The following is a 14,456-nucleotide window of genomic DNA, read 5'->3' as shown; positions in this document are numbered from 1 at the left end:
TGCTGGCGCGGTGAGCACCGGAGAGCAGCAGGAGCACGAGGTGGACCTCGTCGTCATCGGCCTGGGGCCGGGCGGCGAGGCCCTGGCGACGGGCGCGGCGAAGGCCGGCCTCGAGGTCGTGGCGGTCGACAAGCACCTCGTCGGGGGTGAGTGCCCCTACTACGGGTGCATCCCGTCCAAGATGATGCTGCGCGCCGCCGACAGCCTCGCCGAGGCCAGGCGGGCCGGCACCCTGGCGGGCGACGTGGAGGTGACCGCCTCCTGGGCGCCGGTGGCCCGCCGCATCCGCGAGGAGGCCACCGACGACTGGGACGACACCGTCGCCGTGCGGCGCCTCGAGGACGCGGGTGCCACCGTCCACCACGGCATCGGCCGGCTCGACGGCGCACGTCGCGTGGTGGTCGAGCTGCGGGACGGCTCCACCCGGGTCTACACCGCCAGGCGTGGTGTGGTCCTCAACCCCGGCACCCGGCCGGCGCAGGTCCCCGTCCCGGGCCTCGAGGGCACCCCGTGGTGGTCCAACCGCGACGCCGTCCGTGCCACCGAGGCCCCGGCCTCGCTGGTGGTCGTCGGCGGCGGGCCGATTGGCTGCGAGCTGGCGCAGGTTTTCGCCCGGTTCGGCACGCGCGTAACCCTGCTGCAGCACAACGAGCACCTGCTGCCCCACGACGAGCCGGAGGCCTCCGCCGCCCTGGAGCGCGTGCTCCTCGACGAGGGCGTCCGGATCGTGACCGGCGCCGACGTGCGCGAGGTGGCGTACGCCGACGGCGGCTTCACCGTCACCGTGGGCGAGGACCGGGTGACCGGCGACCGGCTGCTGGTGGCCGCCGGCCGCACCCCGAACCTCGACGGGCTCGGCCTCGAGACGGTCGGGCTGGACCCTGGTGTCCGCACCGTGGAGGTCGACGAGCGGCTGCGCGCCGCCGACGGCCTGTGGGTGCTCGGCGACGTCACCGGCAAGGGCGCCTACACCCACGTGTCGATGTACCAGTCGGCGATCGCGCTGCGCGACCTGCTCGAGCAGGACGGCCCGCCGGCGTCGTACCACGCGGTGCCGCACGTGACGTTCACCGATCCCGAGGTCGCCGGGGTCGGGCTGACCGAGCAGCAGGCGCGGGACGCCGGGCTGCGGGTCGCCACCGGCTCGACGCCGATGGAGCAGTCCTCCCGCGGGTTCGTCCACGGCCCCGGCGCCACCGGGCTGGTCAAGGTGGTCGCCGACGCCGACCGGGGCGTGCTGGTGGGCGCGACCGTGGTCGGGCCGGCCGGGGGAGAGGTGCTCGGCGCGCTCGCCGTGGCGGTCCACGCGGCCGTGCCCGTGGACGTCCTGCGCTCGATGGTCTACGCCTACCCGACGTTCCACCGCGCGATCGAGTCCGCGCTGGCCGACCTGGGTATCTGACCTGCGTGAACGACCTCCAGCAGAACGCCAAGCAGACGGCGCGTCGCGCCGACGACAGCACCTGGTTCGACGGCGCGGTGCGGGCGGGGCTGGTCGCCTACGGGCTGGTCTACGTCGTCATCGCCTGGCTCGCCGTGCAGCTCGCCCTCGGGGACCGCGAGGGTGAGGCGTCGACGAGCGGTGCGGTGCGCGAGCTGGCGCAGCAGCCCTTCGGCAAGGTGCTCGTCTGGCTGGTCGCCATCGGGATGTTCGTGCTCGTGCTGTGGCGGGCGCTCGAGGCGGCGGCCGGCCACCGCGACGAGGAGGGCGCCACCCGGCTCCGCAAGCGGCTCACCTCGGCGGGCAAGGGCGTGCTGTACGCCGCCATCGGCATCAGCGCGCTGCGCGTGGCGACCGGCTCCGGCGGGGGCGGCGGGAAGCGGTCCTCCGAGGACACGCTCACCGCGAAGCTGCTGGACCTGCCGTTCGGGCAGGTGCTCGTCTTCCTCGTCGGCCTCGCGATCATCGGGTACGGCGTCGGGCTGGGCGTCCGCGCCTGGACCGAGAAGTTCCGTGAGCAGCTCAGCGCCGAGGGCCGCAGCGGCGACACCGGTACGGCGTACCTCTGGCTCGGCAAGATCGGCCACGCCGCCAAGGGGGTCGCGCTCGTGATCGTCGGCGCGCTGTTCTGCTACGCCGCGGTCACCCACGACGCGAAGAAGTCCGGCGGCCTCGACCAGGCGCTGAAGGAGGTCCTCGACCAGCCCTTCGGGCCGGTGCTGCTGACCGTCGTCGGCCTGGGGATCGGCTGCTACGGCCTGTTCACCTTCGCCCGGGCCCGGCACCTGTCGCGATGAGCGCCGCGGAGCAGGCGGTCGACGTCGTGGTCCTGGGCCTCGGCGCCGGCGGCGAGCACGCCGCGATCAAGCTGGCCCGCGCCGGCCTCGACGTCGTCGGCGTCGAGCGCGACCTCGTCGGCGGGGAGTGCCCGTTCTGGGGCTGCACCCCCTCGAAGCTCATCATCCGTGGCGCGCACGTGCTGGCCGAGGCCCGGCACGTCGACGAGCTGGCCGGCAGGGTGACGCTCGAGCCGGACCTCGGGCCGACCGCGCGACGGGTCCGCGAGGCCAACCACGACTGGACCGACGACGGGCACAGCGCACCGCTGCGCGAGGCCGGCGTCCGCCTGGTCCGCGGCCGCGGCCGGCTCGACGGTCCCGGCCGCGTCGTCGTCGAGACGTCCAGCGGCACCGAGACGTACGTCGCCACCCGCGGCGTCGTGCTCGCGACCGGCACCGAGGCGGCCGTGCCGCCGATCGACGGCCTGGCCGGTACGCCGTACTGGACCAACAAGGAGGTCGTCCACGCCACCACGGCGCCCGCCCGGCTCGGGGTGCTGGGCGGCGGCCCGATCGGCGCCGAGCTGGCGCAGGCCTTCGCCCGGTTCGGCTCGGCGGTCACCCTGCTCGAGGCCGGCCCCCGGCTGCTCGGGCCGGAGGAGCCGGAGGCGAGCGCGGCGGTGACCGCGGCCTTCGTCCGCGAGGGTCTCGACGTGCGCACCGGCGCGGAGGTGCGGGCCGTCTCGCACGTCGACGGGGTGTTCCGGCTGCGGGTGGGCCAGGAGGAGGTCGTCGTCGACCAGCTGCTGGTCGCTACCGGCCGCCGGGCCAACCTGCGCGGCACCGGCCTGGAGACGGTCGGCCTCGACCCCGAGGCCGACGCGGTCGCGGTCGACGACCGGCTGCGGGCCGGCGAGCGGCTCTGGGCCGTCGGCGACATCACGGGGGAGGGCCCCTACACCCACGTCGCGAAGTACCAGGCCGTCGGCGTCGTCGGCGACGTCCTCGGCCACCCCGCGCGCCCCGCGGACTACCGCGGGCTGACCCGCGTGACGTTCACCGACCCCGAGGTCGGCGCGGTGGGGATGACGGAGGAGCAGGCGCGCGCGGCCGGCGTCGACGTGCGCGTCGGGCTCGCCGACGTCCCGCGCTCCAGCCGGGGCTGGATGCACGGGCCCGGCAACGAGGGCGTCGTCAAGGTCGTGGCCGACGCCGCCCGCGGGGTGCTGGTCGGCGGCACGGTCGTGTCGCCGTACGGCGGGGAGGTGATGGGACTGCTGTCCACCGCCGTCCACGCCGAGGTGCCGGTCGACGTCCTGCGCGGCATGCACTTCCCCTTTCCGACCTTCCAGCGGGCCGTCGAGACCGCGCTGCGCGACCTCGACCTCTGACCCCGCCCCGCCCGTGGATCGGACCCGCCGCGCACGTGTGACCTGCGGGGATCGGGGGAAGGAACCCCGCAGCCGCGACCGGCGCACCGGTCCCGGCACGAACGAGCACCGCTGATCGCGACGACGGAGGACTTCCCGGATGACCCAGCCGCAGGACCCCCACGAGCGGGCCGATGCGCACGACCTCTCCGACACCAGCGACCGGCTCTACACCCCCGAGGAGCTCGGGGCGTACGCCGCCGGGCAGCGCGCCGGCGCGGACCCGCTGAGCGACCCGCTCGGCGACCCCCTGGCCGATCCGCTGGCCGACCCGCTCTCCGACGAGCGGCACCACACGCGCGAGGTGCCGCAGGTGCATCCGCAGGCCCCGACGTCGGCCCCGCCGAGCAGCCCGCCGCCGAGCGCGCCGCCGCAGTCCAACCCGTGGCCCACCACGCCGCCGCCGGCCGCACCTCCGGCTGCTCCGCCCCAGGCCGCACCTCCGGTGCCGCCGCCGGCCGTACCGCCGGCTGCCCCGTCGACGCCGCCGGTCACCTCGACCGCCGGCACCAACGCCGTGCCGCCGTCGGGGGAGCCGGGTGAGCCGCGCCGGTTCATGACGGCCACCGACTTCCTCGACCGGCGCGCCGACGAGGTCGACCACGGGCCCGCCAGCTGGGGCTGGCGCGGCAAGGTCCGGCGGTGGAGCGGCGGGCTCGTCTCCCCGCGGATGGGTGCGGCGGAGACCTCCTACGAGAACGACCGCCGCACGATCCAGCGCGACTTCGACGGTCCTCGCACGATCGCCTTCATCAACCCCAAGGGCGGTGCGGCCAAGACGACCGGCGTGCTGGCCGCCGGCTACACCTTCGGCACGGTCCGCGGCGGCGGGGTCGTGGCCTGGGACAACAACGAGACGCGGGGCACGCTCGGCATCCGGGGCACGCGCAGCACGCACCGCAACACCACCCGGGAGCTGCTGGAGGACCTCAACCGGTTCAGCGACGTCTACCAGTCGCGGATCGGCGACCTCGGGGCCTTCGTCCGGTCCCAGGGCGACGCGCACTTCGACGTGCTCGCCTCCGACGAGCGCCCCGACGTGACCGGCATGATCCGCGCGCAGGACTTCCAGGCCGTCCACCAGCTGCTCGAGCGGTTCTACCGGGTGATCCTCGTCGACACCGGCAACAACATGCGCGCCGAGAACTGGCTGGCCGCCGCCGACGCCGCGGACCTGCTCGTCGTGACCAGCACGGTCCGCGAGGACACCGGCTACTCCGGGCTCTGGATGCTCGACGCCCTGCAGGACGCCGGCTACCAGAACCTCAAGCACAAGACGGTCACGGTGCTCTCCGACCCCTCCGCCCAGGTCGACAGCAAGCTGGCCCACGACCTGGTCCAGGTCTACGAGCAGCGGACGCGCGCGGTCTACCGGGTGCCGTACGACCCGGCGCTCGTGTCCGGGTCGGTCGTGCCGTACGCCTCGCTGTCCCACGCCACCCGGATGCAGTGGCTCAAGGCCTGTGCGGGGATGGCCGCTGCGCTCTGAGCGGACCAGCGACGGCCGGGCCCGGCCACGGGCCGGACCCGGCCGCGGGCCGGACCCGGCCGCGGGGTCAGTCCTTCGCCGCGCCCCAGCCGTGCCAGCGGTCGACGGTCATCCAGGCGCTGACGCGGGGGGACTCGCGGTCGGGGTAGGGCTCGCCGCCGTAGTGGGTGCTGCACCGGTCGATGTCGACCAGTCCCTCGTCGTCGCGCATCTCGGTGACCCGGCCGATCAGCGAGACGTGGGTGTACCAGCTGCCCTCGTCGAGCACGGTCAGCGAGACGCGGGGGTCGTTGCGCAGGTGCTTGAGCCGGACCCGGGTGGCGTCCATGTTCAGCAGGACGCGGTCGTCGTCCTCGAGCAGGTACCAGGTGGCGACCGACACCGGGGTTCCGTCGGAGCGCAGCGTGGTGACGACGGCCGGGTTCGGCTTGCGCAGCAGCTCGCGGACGTCGTCGGGGAAGGGCAGCTCGGGCATTGATCCTCCTGGTGGCGGGTTACCGGTGAGGAGTTCCCGATACCCAGCCCGGAAGGGGCAACGCATGCGTGCAGTCGTCTACCGCGAGACCGGTCCGTCCAGCGTGCTGGAGGTGGTCGAGCGCGACGTGCCGGAACCGGGCATCGGCGAGGTGCGCGTCCGGCTGGTCCGCGCCGGGGTGAATCCGACGGACTGGAAGTTCCGCGCCGGGATGATGAGCGGGTACGACGAGGTGACGCCCGGGCAGGACGGCGCGGGCGTCGTCGACGCGGTCGGCCCGGACGTCCTCGGGTTCGCCGTCGAGGACCGGGTCTGGGTGTTCCTCGCCCAGCACGGCCAGGCCCACGGCACGGCGGCCGAGCACGTCGTGCTGCCGGCGACGCAGGTGGTGCACCTGCCGGTCGGGGTGTCCTACGACGCGGGCGCCGCGCTCGGCGTGCCCGCCATCACCGCGCACCGCGCGCTGACCAGCGGCGAGGACGTCGACCGGCTGGCGCCCGGGGCGCTCGAGGGGCGCACGGTGCTCGTGGCCGGCGGGGCCGGTGCGGTCGGCAACGCCGCGATCCAGCTCGCGCGGTGGGCCGGCGCGACCGTGGTCGCGACGGTCAGCAGCGACGAGAAGGGTGCGCTGGCGGTCGCCGCCGGGGCCGACCACACCGTCAACTACACGGTCGGCGACACCGCCGCGGCCGTCCGGGAGATCGCACCCGACGGCGTCGACCTGGTCGTCGAGGTGGCCCCGGCGCAGAACAACGACCTGGACCGCGAGGTCACCCGGGTCCGCGGCACGATCGCGATCTACGCCAACAACGGCGGCGACGAGGTCGTGCTGCCGGTGCGCGAGACGTTCTCCAAGAACCTGCGCTACCAGTTCGTGCTGCTCTACACCCTCGGCGAGGACCTGCTGCGCGCCGCCGCGGAGGACATCACCGCCGCGCTGGAGGACGGCGCGTTCGCGGTCGGCGAGGACGCCGGCGTGCCGCTGCACCACTTCGGCCTCGAGGAGACCGCCGCCGCCCACGACGCCGTCGAGCAGGGCGCCGTCGGCAAGGTGCTGCTCGCGATCTCGGAGGAGTGACCCGCGGCCCCCGGGACCGGCGCTCCCGCCCGCCGCAATCGTTCAATTGCGCGGGTTGCGACGGATGGAAGCGCTCCCACCGTGTCGCAACCCAGCAATTGAACGATTCGGGCGGCAGGGACGGCCCCGGGACCGGCGCTGGTAGGGTCGGCGCCGTTCGACATCCTTTAACGAGCCGTCCCGTGAGGCGGAGAAGGAGGTCACGGCACCCGTGCCCGCCCAGCCTGCAGCACCCCCCGGCCCCGGCCGCGTCGTCCTCGACGCCCGCGACATCGCCCGGGCGCTGACCCGCATCTCCCACGAGATCCTCGAGCGCAACAAGGGCGCCGGCGACCTCGTCCTGCTCGGCATCCCCAGCCGCGGCGTGCCGCTGGCCGAACGGATCGCCGAGCGCATCGCGTCGGTCGAGGGGTACGACGTGCCGACCGGCTCGCTCGACGTCACGATGTACCGCGACGACCTGCGCCTCAAGCCGGCCCGTGCGCTGCTGCACACCGAGATCCCCGAGACCGGCATCGACGGGAGGACCGTCGTCCTGGTCGACGACGTGCTCTTCTCCGGCCGCACCATCCGCGCCGCGCTCGACGCCCTCAACGACCTCGGCCGCCCGCGCGCCGTGCGCCTCGCGGTCCTCGTCGACCGCGGCCACCGCGAGCTGCCGATCCGCGCCGACTTCGTCGGCAAGAACCTCCCCACCTCGCTGGTCGAGCGGGTCAAGGTCACCCTCGCCGGGATCGACGACGTCGACGCGGTCACCATCCACGGCGAGGTGGGTGCGGAGTGAAGCGCCACCTGCTCAGCGCCGCCGACCTCAGCCGTGACGACGCGGAGCTGGTGCTGAGCACCGCCGCGGAGCTGCGGTCGCTGGCCGACCGGCCGATCAAGAAGCTCCCCGCGCTGCGCGGTCGCACGGTGGTCAACCTCTTCTTCGAGGACTCCACCCGCACCCGGATCTCCTTCGAGGCCGCGGCCAAGCGGCTCAGCGCGGACGTCATCAACTTCTCCGCCAAGGGCTCGAGCCTGTCCAAGGGCGAGAGCCTCAAGGACACCGCGCTGACCCTCGAGGCGATGGGCGCCGACGCCGTCGTGGTCCGCCACGGCGCCAGCGGCGCCCCGCACCGGCTCGCGCACTCGGGCTGGGTCCGCTCCAGCGTCGTCAACGCCGGCGACGGCACCCACGAGCACCCCACGCAGGCGCTGCTCGACGCCTTCACCATGAGCCGCCACCTCGGCCGGGGCGAGCGCGGCAGCCTCGACGGGCGCCGGGTCGCGATCGTCGGCGACGTCCTGCACAGCCGGGTCGCCCGGTCCAACGCGCTGCTGCTCGCGACGCTCGGCGCCGAGGTCACGCTCGTCGCGCCGCCGACGCTGCTGCCGGTGGGCGTCGACACCTGGCCGGTCGAGACGTCGTACGACCTCGACGCGGTCCTGCCGAAGGCGGACGTGGTCATGATGCTGCGCGTCCAGCGGGAGCGGATGAACGGCGGGTTCTTCCCCACGCCGCGGGAGTACTCCCGCCGCTACGGCCTCGACGGCCGCCGGATGGCCACCCTCCAGGACCACACGATCGTGATGCACCCCGGCCCGATGGTCCGGGGCATGGAGATCAGCGCCGACGTCGCGGACTCCGACCGCTCGGTCATCGTCGAGCAGGTCACCAACGGCGTCGCCGTGCGGATGGCCGTCCTGTACCTCCTCCTCGGGGGAGCCCAGCCCGTCGGAGGAGACGAGTGAGCACCACCTACCTGATCCAGAACGCCTCCCTCCTCGGCGGCGACCCGACCGACCTGGTGCTGCGCGACGGTGTCGTCGCGGAGGTCGGGACCGGCCTCCAGGCCGACGGCGCCGAGGTCCTGGACGCCACCGGGCTCGTCGCGCTGCCCGGCCTCGTCGACCTGCACACCCACCTGCGCGAGCCGGGCCGCGAGGACGCCGAGACGGTCGAGTCCGGCACGCGTGCCGCGGCCCTGGGCGGCTTCACCGCGGTGCACGCCATGGCCAACACCGAGCCGGTCGCCGACACCGCCGGCGTGGTCGAGCAGGTCTGGCGGCTGGGCCGCGAGGCGGGCTTCTGCGACGTCTACCCGGTGGGTGCGGTCACCGTGGGCCTCCAGGGCGAGCGGCTCGCCGAGCTCGGTGCGATGGCTGACTCCGCCGCCCGCGTGCGGGTCTTCTCCGACGACGGCAAGTGCGTCTCCGACGCGGTGCTGATGCGCCGGGCGCTGGAGTACGTCAAGGCCTTCGACGGCGTGGTGGCCCAGCACGCCCAGGAGCCGCGGCTCACCGAGGGCGCCCAGATGAACGAGGGCGAGCTGTCGGGCAGGCTCGGGCTCACCGGCTGGCCCGCGGTCGCCGAGGAGGCCGTCATCGCCCGCGACTGCCTGCTCGCCGCGCACGTCGGCTCGCGGCTGCACGTGTGCCACGTGTCCACGGCCGGGTCGGTGCAGATCGTCCGCGAGGCCAAGGCACGCGGGGTCGACGTGACCGCCGAGGCCTGCCCGCACCACCTGATCCTCACCGACGAGCTCGCGGCGACGTACGACCCGATCTACAAGGTCAACCCGCCGCTGCGCACGCGCGCCGACGTCGAGGCGCTGCGCGGGGGCCTGGCCGACGGCACCATCGACATCGTCGCCACCGACCACGCGCCGCACCCCCACGAGGACAAGGACTGCGAGTGGGCGGCGGCGGCGTTCGGCATGCTCGGCCTGGAGACCGCCCTGTCGATCGTGCAGGAGACGATGGTCGACCCCGGCCTGCTCGACTGGGCCGGCGTCGCCGAGCGGATGTCCCACGCCCCGGCCCGCATCGGCCGCGTGGCCGACCACGGCCAGCCGCTCGCCGTCGGTGCGCCGGCGAACGTCGTGCTCTACGACCCGGCGGTGCGTCGCACGGTCGACCCGGCGCGCTCGGCCAGCCTCAGCCGCAACACGCCGTACCGCGGGATGGAGCTGCCCGGCCGCGTGGTCGCCACCTTCCTGCGCGGGAGGCCGACGGTCCTCGACGGTGCACTGGTCTGAGGTCGACCTCCCCGTCCGCGCCGGCCTGCCGGCGCTGACCGAGGCCCTGCGCGAGCGGTCGGCGGCCGTGCTCTGGGCGCCACCGGGCAGCGGCAAGACGACGCTGGTCCCGCCGGCCGTCGCCGAGCTGGGCGGCGGCCGGGTCGTCGTCACCCAGCCCCGGCGGATCGCCGCCCGCGCCGCCGCGCGCCGGCTCGCCGGGATCCTGGGCGAGCCCGTCGGCCAGACGGTGGGGTACGCCGTGCGCGGCGACCGCCGCTCGTCGGCCCGCACGCGGGTCGAGATGGTGACCACCGGCGTGCTGCTGCGGCGGCTGCAGCGCGACCCCGACCTCCCGGGCGTCGCCGCGGTGGTGGTCGACGAGGTGCACGAGCGCGCCCTCGACGCCGACCTGCTGCTCGCCCTGCTCGTCGACGTGCGGGCGCACCTGCGCGAGGACCTGCGGCTGGTGGCGATGTCGGCGACCGTCGAGGCCGAGCGCACCGCGGCGCTGCTCGGCCGGCCGCCCGTGCCGGTGGTCGAGGTCCCCGGTGCCCTGCACCCGGTCGGGACGGTGCACTCCGCGCTGCCGCCGGGCGTCCTGCGCACCGACGACCGCGGGGTCACGCCGGCCTTCCTGGACCACGTCGCCGCGACCGCCCGCCGCGCGCTGGCCGAGCGGCCGGGCGACGTGCTGGTGTTCCTGCCCGGCGTGGCCGAGGTCGACGGCGTGGTCCGCAGGCTCGCCGGGGTGGAGGCCGACCTGCGCCCCCTGCACGGCCGGCTGCCCGCCTCCGAGCAGGACGCCGCGCTCAGCCCCGGGCCGCGGCGGCGGGTGGTGGTCTCGACGTCGGTGGCGGAGTCGTCGCTGACGGTCCCCGGCGTGCGCACCGTGGTCGACGCCGGCCTGGTGCGCCAGCCGCGCACCGACCACCGCCGCGGGCTGGCCGGGCTGGTGACGGTCCGGGTGAGCCGGGCCGCGGCCGACCAGCGGGCCGGACGCGCCGGCCGCGAGGGCCCGGGCACGGCGTACCGCTGCTGGTCGGAGGCCGAGCACGCCCACCTCCCCGCGCACCCCGAGCCGGAGGTCGCGGTCGCGGACCTGACCGGCTTCGCCCTCGAGCTGGCGGTGTGGGGGACCCCCGACGGCGCCGGCCTGGCGCTGCTCGACCCGCCTCCGGCGCCGGCGCTGGCGACCGCCCGGGCCACCCTGGCCGACCTCGGCGCCGTCGACGAGGACGGCGCCGTGACCGAGCGCGGCCGGGCGATCGCCCGGGTGCCGGCCGACCCCCGCCTGGGGCGCGCGCTGCTCGACGGGGCGCCCCTCGTCGGCGCCCGCCGCGCCGCCGAGGTGGTGGCCCTCCTCGCCGACGACGTCCGGGCCCCGGGCGGGGACCTGGTCGCGGCGCTGCGCCAGGCCCGCCGCGAGAGTCCCGCGGCCCGGCGCAGGCTCGTGGAGGACCTGCGGGCCCACGTGGCCGACGCGGACGGCCCGGGACGGCTGACCGACGACCTCGCCGTCGGTGCCGTGGTGGCCCTCGCGCACCCCGACCGGGTCGCGCGCCGCCGGCCGGGCTCGGCGGCGTACCTGATGGTCGGCGGGACCGGGGCGGTGCTGCCGCGCGGCTCGGCGCTCGCCGGAACCAGCTGGCTGGCCGTCGCCGACGTCGACCGCCGGCCGGGGGAGCGCGACGCCACGATCCGCTCGGCCGCCGCCATCGACGAGGGGCTCGCCCTCGAGGCGGCGGCCGCGCGCTGGAGCGAGGACGACGAGGTCGGCTGGGCCGACGGGCGGGTGGTCGCCCGGCGGGTCACGCGGCTGGGCGCGGTCGAGCTCGCCTCGGTGCCGCTGGCCGAGCCCCCGGTCGCCGGGGTCGCCGCCGCGGTGCGCGAGGGGCTGCGCCAGGAGGGCCTCGCGGTGCTGCCGTGGACCGACGCGGCACGCTCGCTGCGCGAGCGGCTGGACTTCCTCCACCGCACGCTCGGCGAGCCGTGGCCGTCGGTGTCGGACGAGACGCTGGTGGCCGAGGCGGAGACCTGGCTCGGACCCGAGCTGTCCCGCGTCCGGGGGACCCGGGACCTGGCGCGGGTGGACGTGCTGGCGGCCCTGCGGCGGCTGCTGCCCTGGCCCGCCGCCGGGCGGCTCGACGAGCTGGCCCCCGAGCGGCTCGGCGTGCCCAGCGGCTCGTCGGTCCGGGTCGACTACTCCGCCGAGCAGCCGGTGCTCGCCGTGCGGCTGCAGGAGACGTTCGGGTGGGCGGCCACGCCGAGGGTGGCCGACGGCCGGGTCCCGGTGCTGCTGCACCTGCTGTCCCCGGCCCGCCGCCCGGTCGCGGTGACCGCCGACCTCGCGTCGTTCTGGGAGAACGGCTACCCCCAGGTGCGCGCCGAGCTGCGCGGCCGCTACCCCAAGCACCCGTGGCCCGAGGACCCGTGGACGGCACCGCCGACCCGCGGGACGGGAAGGAACCGCGGCTCGTAGGCGTTCGGCACCACATGACGATCCCGCTCTCCGTCCTGGACCTCGCCCCCATCGCCGAGGGGGAGAGCGTCTCCAGCAGCATCGCCGCCAGCGTCGCCCTCGCCCGCCGCGCCGAGGAGCACGGCTACGAGCGCGTCTGGTACGCCGAGCACCACAACATGCCGCGCATCGCCTCCTCGGCGACCAGCGTGCTGATCTCGCACGTGGGCGCGCACACCTCCACGATCCGGCTCGGCGCCGGCGGCGTGATGCTGCCCAACCACTCCCCGCTGACGATCGCCGAGCAGTTCGGCACGCTCGAGGCGATGTACCCCGGCCGCATCGACCTCGGCCTGGGCCGCGCGCCGGGCTCGGACCAGAACACGATGTACGCCCTGCGCCGCGACCCCCGCTCCTCCGAGCGCTTCCCCGAGGACGTCCTTGAGCTGCAGGCGTTCCTGGCCGGCGACTCCCGGGTGCCCGGGGTCCAGGCCGTGCCCGGCCGCGGCTCGCACGTCCCGCTGTACATCCTCGGGTCCTCCATGTTCGGTGCCCACCTCGCGGCGCGCCTCGGGCTGCCGTACGCCTTCGCCAGCCACTTCGCGCCGCAGGCGCTCGAGGCGGCGGTCGAGGCCTACCGCCGGGAGTTCCGTCCCTCCGAGCAGCTCGACGCGCCGTACGTCATCGCGGGGGTGAACGTCGTCGCGGCCGACACCGCTGAGCAGGCGCGGGAGAACCACGCGTCGGTCCGCCGCACGCTCGCGGTGGGCCTCTTCGGCAACGGCCAGGAGCTCTCGGCCACCGAGGCCGACGTGCTCCTGCGCCGCGGCGCCGCCACCCACGTCGACTCGATGCTGACCTACACCGCCCTGGGATCGCCCGCAGAGGTCGGCGCCTACCTGCGCGCCTTTGCCGAGAGGGTCGGCGCCGACGAGCTGATCACCGCCCACCAGGCCCCCACGACCGAGGCCCGCCTGCGCTCGGTCGAGCTCGCCGCGGAGGCGGTCAGCCGGGTCGCCGCCTGAGCCAGCACGGGCTCCGGGAGGCCCGTCCGTCCGGCGGCGCCGGGCCCCGGTCCGGGTCCGCGCGCTGGTAGGGTCGGGGCCGTTCGAACATCCTTTAACGATCCGTCCCGTGAGGCGGAGAAGGAGGTGCGGCGTGCCGTTGCATGCCCCCGCGATCCTGGTCCTCGAGGACGGTCGCAGCTTCACCGGAGAGGCGTTCGGCGCCCCGGGCGAGACCTTCGGCGAGGCCGTCTTCAACACCGGCATGACCGGCTACCAGGAGACGCTGACCGACCCGTCCTACCACCGGCAGGTGGTCGTGATGACGTCCCCGCACGTCGGCAACACCGGCATCAACGACGAGGACCCCGAGTCCCGCCGGATCTGGGTCGCCGGGTACGTCGTGCGCGACCCCGCCCGCGTGCCGTCGAGCTGGCGCAGCCGCCGCACCCTCGACGAGGAGCTGCGCGAGCAGGGCGTCGTCGGCATCAGCGGCGTCGACACCCGCGCCCTCACCCGCCACCTGCGCGACCGCGGCGCGATGCGCGTCGGCATCTCGAGCACCGAGACCGACCCCGCGGCGCTGCTCGAGCGGGTCCGCGCCTCGGCGGAGATGAGCGGGCTCGAGCTCGCCGACGAGGTCACCACCCCAGAGCCCTACGTGGTGCCGGCGCAGGGGGAGAAGCGGTTCACCGTGGCCGCCCTCGACCTGGGCATCAAGTCGATGACGCCGTACCGCATGGCCGAGCGCGGCATCGAGGTGCACGTGCTGCCGGCGACCTCGACGCTCGAGGACGTCCTGGCGGTCGAGCCGGACGGGCTGTTCTACTCCAACGGGCCCGGCGACCCCGCGGCCACCACCCAGCAGGTCGAGGTGCTCCAGGGCGCGCTGGGCCAGGGCGTGCCGTACTTCGGGATCTGCTTCGGCAACCAGCTCTTCGGCCGCGCGCTCGGCTTCGGCACCTACAAGCTGAAGTACGGCCACCGCGGCATCAACCAGCCGGTCATGGACCGCACCACGGGCAAGGTCGAGGTGACCGCGCACAACCACGGCTTCGCCGTCGACGCGCCGCTCGAGGGCACCACCTCCACGCCGTACGGCGAGGCGAGCGTGAGCCACGTGTGCCTCAACGACGACGTCGTCGAGGGGCTCGAGCTGCGCGACGACCGGGGCCGGCTCACCAGCTTCTCGGTCCAGTACCACCCCGAGGCCGCCGCGGGCCCGCACGACGCGGCGTACCTCTTCGACCGCTTCACCCAGCTGATGGCCGACCGCTCGACCGAGCAGAAGGGCGCCTGA

Annotated in this window: 12 protein-coding genes; 11 read left to right on the top strand and 1 reads right to left on the bottom strand. The window is 75.3% G+C overall.

The annotated features are described in order from the left end of the window. The first annotated feature begins 10 nt into the window (after window positions 1-10). The 4 genes from OSR43_RS12260 to OSR43_RS12245 all read left to right on the top strand — a co-directional run bounded on the left by OSR43_RS12260 (window position 11) and on the right by OSR43_RS12245 (window position 5,139). On the top strand, window positions 11-1,402 hold the full coding sequence (locus OSR43_RS12260; RefSeq protein ID WP_302266834.1) for an NAD(P)/FAD-dependent oxidoreductase: 1,392 nt from the start codon (window positions 11-13) through the stop codon (window positions 1,400-1,402). Between the two features lie 5 nt (window positions 1,403-1,407). Next, window positions 1,408-2,238 (top strand): DUF1206 domain-containing protein, encoded by an 831-nt coding sequence (locus tag OSR43_RS12255; protein WP_302266833.1) that lies wholly within the window; start codon window positions 1,408-1,410, stop codon window positions 2,236-2,238. Then, window positions 2,235-3,611, top strand: coding sequence for an NAD(P)/FAD-dependent oxidoreductase (locus OSR43_RS12250; RefSeq protein WP_302266832.1), 1,377 nt, complete (start codon window positions 2,235-2,237; stop codon window positions 3,609-3,611). Before OSR43_RS12255 ends, OSR43_RS12250 begins: the two co-directional genes overlap by 4 nt. A gap of 139 nt (window positions 3,612-3,750) precedes the next feature. Beyond that, a complete protein-coding gene (locus OSR43_RS12245; RefSeq protein WP_302266831.1) occupies window positions 3,751-5,139 on the top strand; it encodes a hypothetical protein in 1,389 nt (462 codons plus the stop codon). A gap of 67 nt (window positions 5,140-5,206) precedes the next feature. Here OSR43_RS12245 and OSR43_RS12240 read toward each other — a convergent pair whose 3' ends face one another. Next, window positions 5,207-5,614: a PPOX class F420-dependent oxidoreductase gene (locus OSR43_RS12240; protein WP_302266830.1), complete on the bottom strand. Its 408-nt coding sequence runs from the start codon at window positions 5,612-5,614 to the stop codon at window positions 5,207-5,209. A 64-nt stretch (window positions 5,615-5,678) separates the two neighbouring features. Between OSR43_RS12240 and OSR43_RS12235 the strand changes: the two genes are divergently transcribed. From OSR43_RS12235 to carA, 7 genes are all read left to right on the top strand, one after another. Continuing rightward, window positions 5,679-6,692 carry an NADPH:quinone reductase gene (locus OSR43_RS12235; RefSeq protein ID WP_302266829.1) on the top strand — a complete coding sequence of 338 codons (1,014 nt, stop codon included), beginning with the start codon at window positions 5,679-5,681 and terminating at the stop codon, window positions 6,690-6,692. 211 nt (window positions 6,693-6,903) lie between these two features. Beyond that, on the top strand, window positions 6,904-7,476 hold the full coding sequence (gene pyrR, locus OSR43_RS12230; protein ID WP_302266828.1) for a bifunctional pyr operon transcriptional regulator/uracil phosphoribosyltransferase PyrR: 573 nt from the start codon (window positions 6,904-6,906) through the stop codon (window positions 7,474-7,476). Next, window positions 7,473-8,426 (top strand): aspartate carbamoyltransferase catalytic subunit, encoded by a 954-nt coding sequence (locus tag OSR43_RS12225; RefSeq protein ID WP_302266827.1) that lies wholly within the window; start codon window positions 7,473-7,475, stop codon window positions 8,424-8,426. Before pyrR ends, OSR43_RS12225 begins: the two co-directional genes overlap by 4 nt. Beyond that, window positions 8,423-9,712, top strand: coding sequence for a dihydroorotase (locus tag OSR43_RS12220; protein WP_302266826.1), 1,290 nt, complete (start codon window positions 8,423-8,425; stop codon window positions 9,710-9,712). Before OSR43_RS12225 ends, OSR43_RS12220 begins: the two co-directional genes overlap by 4 nt. Further along, window positions 9,699-12,173 (top strand): ATP-dependent helicase HrpB, encoded by a 2,475-nt coding sequence (hrpB, locus tag OSR43_RS12215; protein WP_302266825.1) that lies wholly within the window; start codon window positions 9,699-9,701, stop codon window positions 12,171-12,173. Before OSR43_RS12220 ends, hrpB begins: the two co-directional genes overlap by 14 nt. A gap of 14 nt (window positions 12,174-12,187) precedes the next feature. After that, complete coding sequence (locus tag OSR43_RS12210) at window positions 12,188-13,177, top strand: LLM class flavin-dependent oxidoreductase (RefSeq protein ID WP_302266824.1); 990 nt, start codon at window positions 12,188-12,190, stop codon at window positions 13,175-13,177. 133 nt (window positions 13,178-13,310) lie between these two features. Further along, on the top strand, window positions 13,311-14,456 hold the full coding sequence (carA, locus tag OSR43_RS12205; RefSeq protein WP_302266823.1) for a glutamine-hydrolyzing carbamoyl-phosphate synthase small subunit: 1,146 nt from the start codon (window positions 13,311-13,313) through the stop codon (window positions 14,454-14,456).

Origin of the sequence: Nocardioides sp. Arc9.136 (assembly GCF_030506255.1) — a bacterium.
In the GTDB taxonomy this organism is placed as follows: domain Bacteria; phylum Actinomycetota; class Actinomycetes; order Propionibacteriales; family Nocardioidaceae; genus Nocardioides.
The sequence above is the reverse complement of the archived record's forward strand: the minus strand, read 5'-3'. Positions and strand labels throughout refer to the sequence as shown.